Annotated in this window: 9 protein-coding genes and 1 other RNA gene; 4 read left to right on the top strand and 6 right to left on the bottom strand. The window is 67.8% G+C overall.

Features of this window, described 5'->3' with window-relative positions; translation table 11 throughout:
• Window positions 1-5: 5 nt before the first annotated feature.
• The 3 genes from PYR72_RS33930 to PYR72_RS33920 all read right to left on the bottom strand — a co-directional run bounded on the left by PYR72_RS33930 (window position 6) and on the right by PYR72_RS33920 (window position 9,001).
• Window positions 6-4,934 carry a type II restriction endonuclease subunit M gene (locus PYR72_RS33930; RefSeq protein ID WP_275458829.1) on the bottom strand — a complete coding sequence of 1,643 codons (4,929 nt, stop codon included), beginning with the start codon at window positions 4,932-4,934 and terminating at the stop codon, window positions 6-8.
• Window positions 4,931-7,870 carry a DEAD/DEAH box helicase gene (locus tag PYR72_RS33925; protein WP_275458828.1) on the bottom strand — a complete coding sequence of 980 codons (2,940 nt, stop codon included), beginning with the start codon at window positions 7,868-7,870 and terminating at the stop codon, window positions 4,931-4,933. The genes PYR72_RS33930 and PYR72_RS33925 overlap by 4 nt, the downstream gene beginning before the upstream one ends.
• Window positions 7,871-7,933: 63 nt before the next feature.
• Window positions 7,934-9,001 carry a serine/threonine protein kinase gene (locus tag PYR72_RS33920; RefSeq protein WP_275458827.1) on the bottom strand — a complete coding sequence of 356 codons (1,068 nt, stop codon included), beginning with the start codon at window positions 8,999-9,001 and terminating at the stop codon, window positions 7,934-7,936.
• 831 nt (window positions 9,002-9,832) lie between these two features.
• Between PYR72_RS33920 and PYR72_RS33915 the strand changes: the two genes are divergently transcribed.
• Window positions 9,833-10,654, top strand: coding sequence for a hypothetical protein (locus PYR72_RS33915; protein WP_275458826.1), 822 nt, complete (start codon window positions 9,833-9,835; stop codon window positions 10,652-10,654).
• Window positions 10,655-10,903: 249 nt separating this feature from the next.
• Here PYR72_RS33915 and rnpB read toward each other — a convergent pair.
• Window positions 10,904-11,313: RNase P RNA component class A (gene rnpB, locus PYR72_RS33910), an RNA gene on the bottom strand.
• Between the two features lie 8 nt (window positions 11,314-11,321).
• On the opposite strand from rnpB, the gene PYR72_RS33905 reads away from it, so the two are divergent.
• Window positions 11,322-11,492, top strand: a complete 171-nt coding sequence (locus PYR72_RS33905; protein WP_275458825.1) for a hypothetical protein — start codon at window positions 11,322-11,324, stop codon at window positions 11,490-11,492.
• A gap of 746 nt (window positions 11,493-12,238) precedes the next feature.
• Here PYR72_RS33905 and PYR72_RS33900 read toward each other — a convergent pair.
• Window positions 12,239-13,063: an AraC family transcriptional regulator gene (locus tag PYR72_RS33900; protein WP_275458824.1), complete on the bottom strand. Its 825-nt coding sequence runs from the start codon at window positions 13,061-13,063 to the stop codon at window positions 12,239-12,241.
• A gap of 144 nt (window positions 13,064-13,207) precedes the next feature.
• Here PYR72_RS33900 and PYR72_RS33895 point away from each other — a divergent pair, with 144 nt between their 5' ends.
• Window positions 13,208-14,023 carry a MerR family transcriptional regulator gene (locus PYR72_RS33895; protein ID WP_275458823.1) on the top strand — a complete coding sequence of 272 codons (816 nt, stop codon included), beginning with the start codon at window positions 13,208-13,210 and terminating at the stop codon, window positions 14,021-14,023.
• On the top strand, window positions 14,020-14,685 hold the full coding sequence (locus PYR72_RS33890; RefSeq protein WP_275458822.1) for a hypothetical protein: 666 nt from the start codon (window positions 14,020-14,022) through the stop codon (window positions 14,683-14,685). Before PYR72_RS33895 ends, PYR72_RS33890 begins: the two co-directional genes overlap by 4 nt.
• On the opposite strand, the gene PYR72_RS33885 is transcribed toward PYR72_RS33890, so the two are convergent.
• Window positions 14,636-16,195: an RNB domain-containing ribonuclease gene (locus PYR72_RS33885; protein WP_275458821.1), complete on the bottom strand. Its 1,560-nt coding sequence runs from the start codon at window positions 16,193-16,195 to the stop codon at window positions 14,636-14,638. The genes PYR72_RS33890 and PYR72_RS33885 overlap by 50 nt on opposite strands.
• Window positions 16,196-16,365: the final 170 nt, after the last annotated feature.

The raw sequence follows: 16,365 nt of genomic DNA, 5'->3' as shown, positions 1-16,365 counted from the left end.
ACGACTTACCTGCTTTCTACCAAGACGTCGGAAGGAGCCTGTTCGGCTTCGGCCCCGCCGAGGAGGTTTCCGTGATCCCCGTGCTCGGAGGCATACGCGGCGTAGTCGCCGTACTCGCCAGCCAGCAGCCGGGCCATGAAGTCCGCGTGGGCCCGCGTCATCTCAGCCTCGCGGTCCGGCTTCACCCAGCCCTCGGGCATCTCGGGGGTCGGATCGCCGACGCGGGCGGCCTTCACCCACGCCTTGACGAAGGTGGCCTCCTCGGGAGTCTGCCGGATACCGACGTTGTGGGTCGCCGCACCAATCTTGTGCCCGTCCGCGGCGAAGAACATCTCCCACTCGTATTTGCGCAGCACCGCGAACTGCGACCGGTACATGGCACAGAGCTGCTCAGCGGTCAGGCCAAGCATCACTGCCACGATCGCGTCGATCTCGACTAGCGCCATGCGACGGTCGTACTCGGTGCGCAGCGGCGTCGCCATGGACCACTCGGGTGCTACGGCCTGGAGCTTCGGGCGGGGCGATTCCGGGTCCGTCCAGCGGTCCGAGAGCCAGGCAGGCTCGAACAGCTCCCACAGGGGGGCGTAATCGCGGGTCAAACAGTTGAGGCGGAGCGTGCGGAGGAGGAGAGGGGTGGTCAGGGGGTGTTTGAGAGGCAAAGGGAAGCTCCGGGCCAGCTCGATGTTGACCTTTGAAGCCCCAGAGACCTTGACGAGGTAGTCAAATGGCAGCGACGCCCACAGGCCCGCGATGATCCCCGTGCCTCTGTCGGTGCCGCATGCGAGCGTGTGGACGGTGTGCACATGCGTCGGCCCAGGGGGAACGAGGGCGGCGTTCAGAGAGCGCTCGGTATTCGAAGTAACCATGTTGCGCCATGCGAGCCGGAAGTACGCCGAAGACGGAACTCCGTCCCAGGATCGAACCTCCGTGGCAAATTCGCCCGGCGGACAAGCACGCGCATAATTGGTCCTGGGGATTACCGCTTCAGGTAGCTCTACGAGATCCCACGCGGAATAGTCTTTGTTCGACTTACAACCAGGGTTTGGCTGCTTCGCGAACGGTGTCGCAACCGAAAAATGGGGACCTTGCAGAATCACCTCGTCCCACGACTCCGGGACTTCCGTTCTCCACGTGATGACCCCCTCCTGCTTGGCTCCCTTTTCGTCAAGCTCCCGAGACCACCAGTGCTTACGCGGCCCAAGACGCTCCGGGAACCCGGCGAAGACCCTCAGCGCCGCGTTGTCGGCAGAGTTCACGGGACGCAGAACACGGGCCTCGACAGCGGGAGTTCCCGGAGCATCAATCAGCGCGCCCCAGTCGGTCAAGACGCTCTCGTCAACCTCCACGATACGACCGCGATGCGGACGCATATCCCAACCGCCCTCCGGGAACTGGATTCCCGGCAGATCCCCCTTGCCCGCGTGAGAGAAGGACCCGTCAACTGCCGAGGGATGAACCGCTCGCGCGATCTGCACAAACCTGACTTCACGCGGGGCGCCGTAGACGCTGACGCCGAAGTTCTTGTTGTTATCAACATCTTCGAACAGGAGAATGTTATTCCCGTATTGGAAGTGGCGACGCAGTCGGGCATAGGTCTCGGCTCGGAATTTTCCTCCCTTCGGGACAGAGAAGTGATTCTCCTCGTGGATCAGAGCAGCAGATCCTCGCGGATGCAAGTTCCTCCACGCACGTTCAATGAAGTTCACGTATAGGTTCGTCTGCAGCCCGGAGAGTACGGGATGTTCAATTGACGAACCGAGTTGTTCGTCGGCCCCAGCCCACGAAGCTACATCCGACAGGTAGTTCCTTCGAGTCGCACCGCTCGCTAGAACCGCTTCTCTACGCGCTTCCTTCTTTTCCTCTGACACTTGCTTCTCAAGACCGAACCAGGCGTCGTACTCCGCCAGGGCCAGATCGTCATCCCATTCGAACCTGAGCCAAGGCGGGTTCCCGACCTGCAGCTCGAACCCGCCCCTCTCGAAGACATGGGCGAACTCCAGCTCCCAGTGGAAGAACCCTTCCCGCCGAGCAATCGCGTCGACCTCGCTGAGCCAAGGGAAACGAAGCGCCACAGTGGGCATGTCTGCACACTGACTCATGACACGGTCGAAGTCGTCATCCAGTGCAAGCTGCTCGAAGTCTCCGATGTCGGCGAACAGGCCAAGCTTGTCCTCCAAACCGGCAGCGACCCCTCGCTTACGTGCAGCGTCCTTCGACACCGCTTTCGCTTTCGCCTTCGCCGGAGGCACCCCGAGAACGGCCTCACAGAACTCCAGCCACTCCTCGAAGGTCGGCGGTTCCGGGGTATTCGGCTGTCCCACTGGCCAGAACCAGAGCGCACACCAGGCGTCCATCACCAACTTCAGCCGTCCACGCGGGGCGCCCGGCTGTTGAAGAGCCTGCTCGACCTGCTCGCGTGAGACCGCGCCCGAAGATCGGGGCAGAGGCCGTTCCTCATCGACTTCCCAGACGTCGATGTCCCGGCGGACCTCAGCCTCCGATACAACGAGCCGGCGCTTGGTCAGCTCCCACAGCCTCTCGGCGCGCGTCGCGAGTGCCAGCAACCGCTTCGCCTGCGTCGCAGACGGAGTGGACGCCACCTTCTTGCGCCACTCCACAAGCCTGTCCCGCTCCTCCCGCACAAGCTCCTTCGCCTGCTTGGCATCCGCGACCGCACCCCAGCCTTTCGCTGGAAGCAGGAAGTGGTGGATCTCCTCGCCGGCGCGAATGGCATTGTCCTCGGCGCCCTCCCGGAGAGGCCGGTCGGTCGGCACCGTGGTAAGCCATGCCTTCCGTTTCAACGCCTCCTTCCCGTACACCGCACGTCGGGCGCCGATGAGGGAGTTCCCGCGCCTCAGGTGCAGACCGAACCACGGAGCCTTCAGGCCCTCGTGCATCGCGTTGAGCCAGAGCGACACCTCGGCTAGCTCAACGGCTGTCTGGTTGAGGTCCACGCCGTAGGCGTTGTGGAGAGCCAGGTACGCCTTGACCTTCTGCAGCTCTGCCTCGTACTGGTCCGGCGGCAGCTGCACGTCCTGGTCGCGTTCGGCGGACAGCTCGGCCATGCGGCGCTTGAGGTACTCGGCCGCGAGCTGGTTGATGGCTTCGTTGAGGAAGGCCCCCGAGCCGAGGGCCGGCTCGCACACGGTCAGGTCGAGGATGTCCCTAGCAGCGGTGGTCTTGCCGTCCTGGTCGAGGAGTTCGGCCAGGGCATGCTTGACCGTACTGCGGGTCAGCACCTCGGGGGTGTAGTACGAGGCGGAGCGCTGACGCTCGCGCCCCGAGAGGCGGTAAACGAACGAGCCCTTCTTATGCTCGACGCGCCGCCACGCGCCCGTGATCGAGTCGCGGCGTTTGACAAAGACCTCGTCGTCGTAGTTGTCGGCTTCGCTCTGGGGGACAACCCAGGTGCCGGCCAGTGCGTCCGCGTCGGGCTTGGCTACCTCGTACAGGTCCTCGGCAGCGAAGAAGCCGGTGTACGACATAAGCCCCTCATACACCGCGCCGAGCTGGTTGATGCCGAGCTGGGCGTAGGAGATGAATCCCTTGCCGTTCTTGCCACGGCTGAGCATGAGCAGGTTCAGCACCTGCCAGAGCACCTTGTTGCGCAGCCGGGTGTCGACCTTTTCCCCGTCGATGCGCACCGTGCCGATCAGCGGGGTGGCGTCGGCCTTGAACAGGTCGCTGCGCAGCGACTCGAAGCGGATGCCGTCCGCGTCGAGCTTTTCGCGGTCGCCCTTCTCACGGCCCTCCAAAGTGCGGTGGCCTTGGTCGACGAGGTGGAATAGCAGATCCAGCGATTCGTAGAAGTGGAACCTGTCCAGGGATTCCTCAGGGAGGTCGTAGGAGACGAGCTCACCGAGCCGGGCGAGGCCGTAGCCGTCCTGATATGCCTCGTCCTTGGTGGGAAGGATGGCCAGTTCCGGACGGGCTTCGGCGTAGAGGAGGAACAGGATCCGGTAGAGGTAACGCAGCGACTCGCGGGTGAGGCGGGTGGCCAGTTCGGTGCTGTCGCCGAGTTCTGTGGGGTCCGCGGGGTGGGCGTGGATACGGCTCAGGATTTCCTTGGCGATCAGTTCGACGGACTCACGAAGGCCCTCGCGCAGTTCCTTGGACACGCCGACCGCGTGCTTGCGGCCCTTGTCGACCAGGTCGTCGAGGAACCCGGCCGCACCGCCCTGTGTCAGCAGGGACTCTGCGCCGAACAGGGCAGACACGGCTTCGAGTTCGCCACCGTCGCCGGCCAGGTTACGGTCGAGCGCGGCGTCGATACTGACGCCGAGGAACCGGCCCTCGTGCCATGCGGTGCGGTCGGCGAGCAGCACGGCACCGCCGGCGAGCAGCAGTACGAACCGCGGCGTGTAGGCGTCGTTGCAGCTGAAGAGAAAGGTGACGGCGTCCGCCGCGCTGGTGATTTGTTGCTTGCCGTCCAGCGAGACAGGGTTGAGGAGTTCGGATCCGTCGTCCTCTACATCGGAGACGACAAGGTCGGCGTTGGTGTTCCAGGTGACGTCCAGGGCAACGAGTTCAACGCCCCCAGGCCCCTTCACGGCGAGGGCGACCGGCACTTCGCGAACCTTGTCGGCGTGCATGACCTCGAAAACGCCGCGCTGGATCCTGGCATGGGTGTCGTCATCGCGCTGTGACTGCTCGCCGTCGGGGCGAGTGTAGGCGAGGGCGGCGAGCAGGGCGTCGTTGAGCCCGCGCAGGTCGGATCCGTCGAAGTCGCCCTTCTCGGTGATGCTGACCTTGGCCTTGAAGTAGTCGCGGCCCAGGTTCCTCATGCCCGCGCGTGAGGTGGGCAGTCCTGCCCGGTCAGCCGCTGTCCAACGCTTGCGCAGGTCGACGAGGTCCTTGGAGAAGACCTCGGCAAGGTAGTGGGCGGAGATGTACTCATTACGGTTGACGATCGCTTCGAATGCCACGAGGGTCACGCGCCCTTCTTCTCGCCGATCCCGGTGGCCGGGACGAGGACCCCGATCACCCGGACCATGGCCTCGCCCTGCGTGGCCAGCTCCATGAGCAGTTGCTCGACCTCTATGGCGGTGTTCTCCACGCGCTGTTCCGCATCCTCGCGTCGGACGCCCAGGGTGAGCTGTTCGAAGGCCGTTTCGCTCGCCTTGCGCCAGGCATGCAGGCGCTTTTCGTACTCCACCAGCCTCTCGATGAGGGGTTCTTCCTGGATGGCACGCAGCTTGTCCAGGTGCCGACGAGTGGCCTCGACCGCGTCCGGCACCAGAGCACGCAGAGCACCGAGGTCCCCGGTGAAGGGACGGTTGAGCATGCCCGGCTCCACCCCGGCTCGGTTCAACACCTTGACCAGGTCGTCGTCGAATTCGACAGCTCCGCGCTCCAGCCCGCTCACGCACGACCAGGCAAGGACCGTCGGGTGGCCCTTGGCGTTCGAGTACATGCCCTGCATCAGGAACTTGAGGCCTTCGACATCGGCCGTGATGACGGGTGCAGTGTTCCGGGTGAGCCGGACCAGGACCTTGTCGGTGAGCCACTCCACCAGCGGATGCTGGTCGGTCACGTAGCTGACGTCAGGCCACCCAGATGTCTCGCGCCGCGTCTGCTTGTTGATCGCGCCCTTGGGGCGCTCACCGCTCAGTTCCCGGGCACGATCCAGACGCTGCTGGGCGAACACCGGGTCGAAGGTGACCCGCAGTTCGTCAAGCACTCCGCGTTCGTCCAGATAGGTCTGCGGGAGGACGAGGAGCCTCCGCTGCAGTTCAAGGTCGGGGGCGAAGGAGAGCATCTCGGGATGGTCCTCGCCCCATTGCTTGCCGATCTTCGCCTGGGGGTTGTTGTCGTACACCTCGTCCAGTGCCTCCTCCACGAAGGCACGGGTTGAGGCGAACAGCTGGGGGACACGGTAGTGCTCTCCCGATCCGTCGACCGTGTGGTGGGCCATGAAGAGGTTGAAGGGGTCGACGGGCTGTGCCGGGACGATCGTGTCGAATGACTTCCCGTCCGCGAGCCCGGTCTTGATCGCGGTCTCTTCCGCGTCCTCGTCACGCAGGCCGAGGATGGAGGCGGCCTCGCCCAGAGTGCGGTGGACCTCGTCCTCGCGCTCTAGCAGGCGGCGGGAGACCAGCCGGTCAGCAGACGGGACATCCGGGTCCTCGTCCTGGCGAACCAGCAGCAGGGCGCGGACCTCCGGGGGCGTCTGCTGTCCGTAGCGGTCGATACGACCGTTGCGCTGCTCGATGGTGATCAGCGACCAGGGCAGGTCGTAGTGGATCATCTGGTGGCACTGGCGGTGCAGGTTGACGCCCTCGGAGGCGATGTCGCCCGTGAGCAGGACCCGCAGTTCGCTGTCGGCCAGGCTGAACTCCTTGACGGTGCGCTGCTGTTCTTCGTCAGGCAGCCCGCCGTGAAGCTGTCGGATCGCGCCAAGCCGGTTGTCCGTGCCTGTCTCGAAGCCGAGCGCACCCGGCAGGGCCTCGTGGAGCATCTTCAAGGTTTTCCGGCGCTCGGAGAAGATGACGACGCGTTTGCCGGCCCCCGGGCCTACCCCTATGGCTTTCAACTCGTCCACCAGGCGGCGGAATTTGGCCGCCTCCTGCACCGTGGCCTCGGCAGCCAGCTCACCAAGCCGTACGAGTGCCGCCCGCTCGGGGACACGTCGTTCCTTGTTCTCCGGGTTTTCCTCGGCGTCCTTGTCGATGACCTTGATCCGGTTCGCGGCGGTCTCAGCCAGCGCCTCGTGCGAGGACAGAAACGCTTTCAGAAGCGTGTACGGGAACAGACGGGCTCCCTTGCCGCTCACCGGAGCCGAGCGTCCCTCCCCAGGGCTGATCCAGACGTCGTACAGCTCCTCGAAGATCCTCTGCTCAGCGTCGCTCGCGGGGCAGTCGAAGGCCACGGGCTTCTTGCGGGTGGCCCACTTGTGGCCGATCTCCGCGGACACGTCCGAGGACATCTTGTGCCTGCGGACGTACAGGTGGTCGAGCTGAGTCTCGTCGTAGTCGCTGGTGTCGGGGATGGCGGTCGGGTCCAGCAGGCTCAGCAGTTCACCGAACGACTCCCGTTCACCGTTGTGCGGCGTAGCGCTCGCCAGGATCAAAGCGTCGGTCCGCGGGGCGAGCAGCCCCGCGAGCCGGTTGTTCTTCGTACCCCTGTTGATCAGCTTGTGGGACTCGTCGATGACGACGGCATCCCAGTCGACCTGCATGAGGTGGCTGCGCCAGCGGTCGGAGCGCAGAGTGTCGATGGAGATGATCGCGCGCTTGTAGTACGAGAAGGGGTTCCGGCCGGCCGGAATGTTCCGTCGGATGCGTTCGATGCCACTGGAGTCGAGCCGTACGAGAGGGATGGCGAAGCGCGTCCACAGCTCATGCTGGAACTGCTCCAAAATGGCCTTGGGCGTCACCACGAGGACGCGCTCGCCCCGGCCCCGCCGGATGAGCTCCGAGAGCAGAAGACCGACTTCCAGCGTCTTGCCCAGGCCGACCGCGTCGGCGATGAGCAGCCTCGGCCGCAGGCCGCGGAGTGCCGCCCTGGCCGGTTCGCGCTGATAGGCAAGGTCATCGACGAGGTGAGTGCCGACGGTGGCGAGCCTCTGCTCGGACAGCGGCAGCGGGGTCTTACGGATCAGAGCGTCGATGAACAGACGGGAGCGCCGGCACTCCGGAGAGGTGTCGACGACGAGGTCGGTGTCCTCGGGGCGCAGGGGGGTGACCTGGTCCAGCGACGGGTGAGCGAAGAAGACGGCCCGCTGGTCTCGCACGAGCGGCGAGATCCCGCGGACATCCAGACGTGTGCCGTCCTGCGTCGTCTCTGACGTCTCGACGACCAGCCAGTCCTCGTCCCGCGCGCGGACCTGCATGCCCGCGGCGAACTTGGCGGTGCCTGCGTCACTGGTCACCAGGCTCTCTCCTTCACTCACTACTGAACTGCCTCATCGTGCTCACGTGCGGGGTCGACGGTGTCAACCACCGAAGTCGGACCGGCGGTCGCGGATCTTCCCGCGCCAGCGGTCAGCCCACGGCTCTCCCCCGCCGCTGGACGCCGCTGCAACCGCCGGCTCCGGGGGCAGCACCGGAGCTTCCGGTTCCTCCATAACCGCCTCGGGAGCCTGCTCCACCACAGGCGGCGGCGCGGGAGGCGTCCCATCAGCCACCTGCAACACATCCGTGAGGAACGCGTCGGGCAGAGGCGGATACATGCCCCCATTCACCGGTACTGCCTGCTCCAAGAGCCGGTCCATGGCCGCCTCCATCACGGTGTGGGCCGTGGGCCGGTCCTCAGGAGAGTAGGCCAGGCCACTGACAACGAGGTCCCGCAGACTCTCGGGTAAGCCCGAAAGGTCCGGTTGGACATTCTGCAGTGTCCGCTGAGCCGACAGGTGAGCATAAAAGGGAGGGTGCCCCGTCGCCGCATGCACCAGAGTCGCGGCCAGGCTGAACACGTCCGCAGCCTCACTCGCCTTCCGCGAGTCCATGGCCTGTTCGGGAGCCATGTACGCGAGCGTGCCGAGCGCCGCATCGCCAGAGGTGAGCCCGGTCGCGCCGCCGACATGACTGACCCCGAAATCGATCACACGCGTGCCCTGCGTGGTGACCAGCACATTGCTCGGTTTGAGATCACGATGCAGCAGCCGGACGGAGTGAATGTGGATGAGGGCCTCGGAGAGGCTCGCGGCCAGCCACCATGCACCGAGCTCACTCACCGGCCCGTGCTGATTCAGCAGCGCTTCGAGCGATGGCGCATGGATGTACTCGGTCGCAATCCATGGCCGTTCGGCACCCGGATCAGCGGCCACAAGTGCGGCGGTGTGGAATCCCCCGACACGCTGGATCGCCTCCAGCTCCTGAGCGAATCGTTGACGGAAGTATGGATCGTCGGCCAATGCCGGCTTCACGACCTTGATTGCCACCGGCCGGGGACTGCGGTAGCCGAGGTATACGACGCCCATGGCCCCCTGACCGAGCCGCCCCGCCAAGCGGAAGCCAGCGATCTCATGGGGGTCACTGTCTCTCAGCGGCTCGAACACCATCGCCCCCGTTCCGCGTCCGAGCGTGCAGAGACGAGGCACACGGGACGCGAAGTACACACGTCAACAAAGGTGAGGTTATCAGCGGTGCGGGCTGGTGTTCGTGCCCTGTCATGATCTCGACCATGACCCTTCGGCCAAGATCCTGCGCGGCGTCGCTCGGTCCACTGAGCGCCACGCCGCAGCAGGAGATGCGTGACGTCAGGGATCCCCTCGTCTCGTTCTGGTGATCAGCCTGACTTCGCGACGAGAGACGTTTTCCGATCGGGCTACAAGAGGCGGGCAGTGTAGCGCCGAATAGCCACTCTTGGGACAAATGCCCGCCGAACAGAGCACGGGTGCCCGGGCTGAGCAAGGCTGAGCCACCACGAGGGCCAAGCAGCAGAGGGTGCGGAACTGATCGTCATGCACCATCCCTGGCCACGGCCTCCGAACCCAACCTTTCTGCGACAAGGAGAATGAACGTGAGCATGGCCGTATCGACGACCACGGACAGCAGCAGCATCAAGAATGTCGCCACCCTGGCCTCCCAACTCGCCGACGCCTCCTCGATGTCCCCGAGTGCCACCGCCCGCGAGGACGTCGGCGTGCAACTGTGCACCGTCCACCAGGACTGGTGCATCGAGACTGGCGTCCACGACACACACGTCGGAGCCAGGCAGGTCGTCATGGGCAACGACGGCAGCGAGCTCCTGGACGCGCGCCTGCTTCACTTCTCCGGTTCGGACCCGGTTATCGGTCTGGGCGAGACGGACACGGACGCGGCTGAGGCTCGGGCGAAGGCGACGAAGCTGCGCAAGTTCGCCGACCGCCTCGAGAACCTCGCAAAACAAGATGGATGCCTTCACCAGCGGCGAGCAGCCAGACAATCCCGAAGTGACCTCCTGTCCCGACGGCGTCTCCTTCTGCACGGGAGACCCGGCGGACCACGAGGACCCGAACGAGCGCATTCACCACGGCCCGTTCACCGCCATGGGCGCGCAGTGCCCCTACGCCGGTCGGCACGGGGACGGCATCATGGCGTTCCATCTGTCCCAGGTCAACGACGGAAGGCCCGGGCTGGACTTCGTGGCCGGCGGCGACTGGCCGACGCTCGACCTCGGAGAGGTTGACGAGCTGATCAGCGACCTGAGCGCGCACCTGGCGAAGCTCCGGGCAGCACGGACGCAGATCGCCAGCCTGGCATCCGGGCGGACCAGCGAGACAGCCACAGCACCCAGCCGGACTTGGACGTACGACGACGTTCACGGCACCCGGCGCACCATCACCTGCCCGTCCTGGTGCACGACGGACCACACCGACGACATGGACGGCACACGCCACCCGGCTGACGTCCACCACAAGCGGTACGGCGCTGAGGCCTATGCCGAATACACGGACGGTTACGAGGACTATGCGTCCTGGCAGCTGCTCTGCGCATGCCTCGCCATAAGTCCGGACTCGACAATCAGCTCGGCCTACCGAGTCCCCCACGTTGCGGTCGAAGTGGCCGCCGACACGTACACCCGCCCGATGGATCCGGAGCAGCTGGCCGAGTTCATCGAGACGGTGGCGGGCCAGCTGGAAGAGCTTCGCGCGTTGCAGCCCCGACTCACCGCAGCCCGCGCCGAATGGGCTGCGCGGACGGACACGACAACCAACGCTGAGCCCGCGTAGTCCCGCCGAGTCAAGACCATGCCCACGCAGCGGCAGCTCCCAGCGCCAGGCTCCGGCCGCCGCCGCGAACGCCCAGCTCAGACCTCCTCCCCTACCTCTCCGCTCCAGGGACTTTTCAGGGACTTTCAGCGCTGTCCGAGGGACTTCCGAGGGACTTTCCGCCGCCTAACGCGGCAAGCCCCTGAAAGACCGGAAAGGGCCTCCGCCGCAGATCAGAGACCCTTTCCCAGGCAAAGCCGCAGGTGGCGGCAGACGAGTCGGGCTGTACGCCGGGTTCTGTCACCGGTCGACCTCGCGGTCGGCCGGGAGACGGCCATCCATCTAGGGCCGGCGTTGCCGCCGGCCTCGTGCGGTCTACCCGCGGACTCGGGCGGGCTGCCCTCGGACGTCCGCGCAGGGCCGCTTCTTACGGCGGCCCCTCTTGACCTTGCTCCGGGTGGGGTTTACCTAGCTGCCCAGGTCACCCTGGGCACTGGTGGTCTCTTACACCACCGTTTCACCCTTACCGAGGACCGAGGTCCCCGGCGGTTTGTTTTCTGTGGCACTGTCCCGCGGGTCACCCCGGGTGGCCGTTAGCCACCACCCTGCCCTGTGGAGCCCGGACGTTCCTCGGGAAGTTCCCCGTCAGGGGGACTCCACGCGGCCGTCCGCCCGGCTCGTCTGCCGTGTGGACCATGCTACCCGGCGGCCGCCACCCCTCGACGCCGGTGACGCCGACGACGCCGTCGCCAGGAACGAGCCCGCCAGGATCAGGGCGAAGGAGGACAGGATCGCGGGGGTCAGGCGTTCGTCCAGGAAGACCGCTCCCGCCGCCACCGCCACCGCCGGGTTGACGTAGGTGAAGACCGTCGCCCGCGTCGGGCCCACCTCCCGGATCAGTTCCAGGAAGGCGACGAAGGCCAACGCCGTGCAGATCACTCCCAGGGCCGCCAGGGAGATCAGGGCCGGAGGAGAGGGGAGTGTCGAGGGGGCGGTCAGGGTCGCCGCGGGGGCGTAGACGATCGCCGACAGGAGGAGGACCGGGGCTATCAGCTGGAGGGTGGGGACCTTGCTGAGGTGGCGGGCCATGATCAGGGGGGCCGTCGCGTAGCCGACGACCGTGATCAGGACCTCGGTGAGGGAGAGGACGTTTCCGCCGGTCAGGTGCGGGATCGTGAGGACCCCTACGCCCCCGAGGCCGAGGGCGAGGCCGATCGTCCGGCGGGCGCCCAGGCGTTCCGTGTCGCCGAAGAAGCGGGCCAGCAGGACGCTCACGATGGGGACGCCCGCGATCAGGAGGCCGGCGGTGGAGCTGGAGAGGTGGCGTTCGGCGTCGGTCAAGGTCCACCAGGGGCCGATGACCTCGATCACGGCGAAGGCCAGCATCGGGCGCCAGTGCCGCAGCACGACGCCCGGCAGTCCTCCCTGACGGATCGCGAAGGGGAGCAGGAGGGCCGCGCCCAGGGCGCAGCGTACGAAGACGACCATGGACGGCGACACCTCGTCCACCGCCACCTTGATCATCAGGTAGGGAATGCCCCAGAGGACGCCCATCAGGGAGAACAGAACCCAGCCGCGTGCAGTCATGGGACGATTTTCGTCCGGTCAGCGGTGTACGTCTTGAACGCTGTTGCGGTACGCCGCGGGCGTCACTCCCAGCACCCTGCTGAACCAGCGTGTCATGTGGGCCTGGTCCGCGAAGCCCACCTGCCCGGCCACCTCCGCCGGGCGCCCGCCCGTCTCCAGCAGCGCACGCGCCCGGCTCACCCGGTATTGCGCGAGCCAGGCGTACGGGGGCATGCCCATGGTCGTACGGAAGGCGCGCAGGAGCTGATAGCGGGAGAGGCCCAGGTCGGCGGCGAGGTCGGCGAGGGAGGGGGGAGCCGCCAGCTCGTCGGCGAGACGGTCCCGCGCGGTCAGGGCGATGCCGCTGGCGCCGGGGATCGTGTCGGAGGTGGGGCGGGACGTGGAGTGCCGGCGGGCCAGCGCCGTGAGCAGCCAGGGGAGGCGGGACTCGGTTTCCAGGGGGTCGGGGCCCGTGCTCAGCTCGGTGTGGGCGGTGCGCAGGGCGGCCGCGAGTTCGGGGTCGTGGAGGAGGGGGTCGCGGAAGTGCGGGGTGCCGCCGAGGATGCCGTCGGTGAGGAGGTCGGCGGCCGGGTAGAGGCCGCGGTAGGCGTACGTGCCGAAGGCCGACTCGCCGGTGTGGACCTCGCCCGGGGCCAGGACGACGATGGAGCCCTCCCCCACCGTGAGGGCGCCGCCCCGGTAGTCGATGCACGAGGCGCCCTGGACGCAGATGCCGATGCTGAATTCCTCGTGCGTGTGCGGGGCGTAGCGATGGCGGTCGAAACGGGCGGTGAGGAGGTCGAGGGGACGGTCGGGATGCCCGAGGGTCGCCCGGGTCCACCGTGTCTCGCCGTGTGCGCTCACTCTGATCTCCCCCTTCGCCCGTCTCCAGGCTACGACGCCCGGCGGGCTCGGAGGAGGTCCGGTCCGAGGTCCGCGGACCGCGCGGTCGGCCACTCCGTCCGCACGCCTTGACCTTGCCGCAGCGTCAACGTTTCTACTGGTCGCATGCGGATCGGAGAGCTGGCCGCGACCGTCGGTGTCACACCGCGGGCCGTGCGGCACTACCACCATCTCGGGCTCCTGCCGGAGCCGGAGCGGCGGGCGAACGGGTATCGGGACTACACCTTGCGGCACGCGGTCGTCCTGGCGCGGATCCGGCGGCTGACCGAGCTGGGGCTCGGGCTGGCCGAGGTGCGGGACGTGCTCGCGGACGATGCCGGGCGTGAGCTCGTCGAGGTGCTCGGCGAGCTGGACGAGGATCTGGCCCGGCAGGAGACGGAGATCCGCGAGCGGCGCGAGCGGCTGCGCGACCTGATCGAGGGCGCGCGCGCCGGGCGGCTGTCGGCCGAGGGACCCGTGTCGCCCGAACTGGCCTCGCTGTTCGGGAGGTTCGGGCCCGTGCCGGAGTCTCCGATGGCCGCCAAGGACCGGGAGGTCTTCGCGCTGCTGGAGACCACGGCGACGCCGGAGGCGCGTGCCGCGATGCTTGCCGCGCTGGAGAGCATGATGGCCGCACCCGGCGCGGTGGAGCGGGTGCGTGAGGCGTACGCGCTGCTCGACGCGCTCGCCGACGCCGAGCCCGACGACCCCCGCGTGGCGGAGGCCGCCCGCGTGCTCGCCGGTCTCGTGCCCCCGGACATGGTCCCGCCGGACACGGACCTGGACATCGACGGCAGTGACGGTCGTGGTGGCGGTGGCGGTGGCGGTGGTCGCGGTGGTGGCGGCAGCAGCTTTCTGCGCGCCTTCTACGCCGACTTCTCCCCTGCCCAGGCGGAGGCCATCCGCCGCACGCTTCGGACACTGAGGGAGGACCGCCCATGAGGAAGTCCGGTACAGCGACCGGTCTAGCGACAGGTTTCAGGAGCGCCCATCGGGTCGCCCGCTCGCTCGTCCGTCATGAACTCCTGCTGCTGGTCAGTCTGTTGCGCTGGGTGGCACGGCAGCCGCACGGGGTCGGGGATGGTGGACGGGCGTTCGGGTACGCGCGCGGGCAGGGGGCCATGATGTTCGGCTTCGGCTTCGTGTGTGTCGTCGAGACCGTGGCCATGGCCGTACTGCTGCGCGATTTTCCGCTCGTGCACGGGGCCTTCCTCGTCCTCGACCTCTACACGATCCTCATCGTCGTCGGTCTCCACGCCGCTTCCGTGACCCGCCCCCACGTCCTCACCGGCACGACCCTGCGCCTGCGCCGCTTCGCCACCGTGGATCTGCGCGTCCCGCTCGACGCCGTCGCTTCGGTACGGCGTGAGCTGCGCACGACGCACGAGAAGCGGGACGGTGAGCTGACCATGGCGATGAGTTCGCAGACCACCGTCACGGTCGAACTGACCTCACCCGTCACCTACTCGACCTTCCTCGGACGCCCCAGGGAGGTGCGCCTGGTGCGCTTCCACGCCGACGAGTCCGATCAACTCGTACGTCTGGTACGGGAGTTCATGCCGGAACGAAACGCACCTTCGCCGCTCCCGGTGCGGCCTGCGTGAGCCGTACCCGCAGCCGCTCCCCCAGCGGCAGCCGGTCGCCGGGAGTGCCCACGACTCGGCCGATGACGGCCGGGGTCTCCAACTGCACGGTCCCGGAGGCGGGTTGATCCTCCTCGACGTCCACCACGCACCCCTCGAAGACCTCCCCCACCCGGTCCTTCAGCAGCGCCGCCTCGACGATGTCGACGCATGCGCGCTCCACGCGTCCGGCCCGTCGGGTGCCCGCGGTCATCTCGTCGGGGAGGGTGTCGAAGGCCGACAGGACCCAGTCGGGCACCGGGGTGCCGGCCGCCGCCGCGAGGCAGATCTCCGAGGCGTAGCGGTCCACGAGGCGGCGAAGCGGGGCCGTGCAGTGGGCGTAGGGGGCGGCGACGGCGGAGTGCGTGGTGATGTCGGGGAGACGGCCGTCGCGGAAGGGCGTGTAGTGCGCGCCCCGGAGCAGGGTCGTGCACTCCAGGAGGAAGGCGGCGTGGCGCGGGTCGTGCGGGTCGAGGGAGCGGACGAGTCGCGCGTACGAGACGTGGTGGGGCCAGTCGATGTGCAGTGCCTTGGCGGTACGGCGGAGGCGGCCGACCGCGCCGTCCGGTGCGGCGGGGAGCGTGCGCAGGACGCCGGTGCCGTGGGCGAGCATCAGTTCGGCGGCGGCCATGCCCGTGAGGAGGGAGATCTGGGCGTTCCAGCCCTCTGCGGGGAGGGGGGTGCGGTAGGTCAGCTCGTAGCGTGCGTCTCCGTTGCCACCGTTGCCACTGTCGCCGCCGTTGCCGCCACCGCCGTTGGCTCTGTCGCCGCCGTCAGGGCTGTCGCCGGCTTCCGGGGCGGGGTGCTCGGTGATCTCCTGCTCGGGGACGGTGAGGGAGATGCCGCCGCGTTCGACCTCCAGACGCTCGCGCAGCCGCCCGATCTCCTTCAGCAGAGCGAGGGGTTCCTCGGCCGTGCCTCCGTCGATCTTCCGCTGTACGTCGGCGTAGTTCAGCTTGGCGCGGCTGCGTACGAGGGCCCGGCGGACGTCGACGGTCTCGGTGCGGCCGTCCGCGTCGAGGTCCAGCGTCCACAGGACCGCCGGGCAGGTGTGCCCCGGGAGCAGGCTGGCCGCGTTCTCGGAGAGACGGGCGGGGTGGAGGGGGACCTTGCCGTCGGGGAAGTAGAGGGTCGTCACCCGGCGGTGGGCCTCGGCGTCGAGGGCGCCGCCGGGGGTGACGAAGGCGGCGACGTCCGCGATGGCGTAGCGGACGCGGTAGCCGCCGTGGCGTCCATGGCCGTCGTCGGGCGGCCGCCGCGACAGATGCATGGCCTGGTCGAGGTCGGTGGAGGCGGGCGGGTCGATGGTGAAGAGGGGGAGGTCCGTGGCGTCGTACGACGGCAGGCGCGGTGACGTCGCGGCCTGCTCGGCCTCGGCGAGGACCTGGGGCGGGAAGGCGTCGGGCACGCCGAGTTCCCCGCGCAGCGCGCGCAGGGCCGCCCGGAGCGGGGCCTCGGCGGCGCCCGTGACGCGGAGGTGGCGGCGGGGCATGGGTCGAGCGTAGGGCCGGGCGGGCGGGAGGGCACCCCCTGGCCGGCACCCCCTGGCCTTGCGGAGGGCCGCCCTCCCACCGCGTACGCTGGCGCGGAGCCCGAACCCCGGAAGCCCCCGAGACGCCCGAGAGCGCTCCGGGAGCCCCGGGAACCCCCGAGAACAAGGAG

It is taken from the genome of Streptomyces sp. VNUA24 (genome assembly GCF_029167005.1).
GTDB lineage: Bacteria > Actinomycetota > Actinomycetes > Streptomycetales > Streptomycetaceae > Streptomyces > Streptomyces scabiei.
The sequence above is the reverse complement of the archived record's forward strand: the minus strand, read 5'-3'. Positions and strand labels throughout refer to the sequence as shown.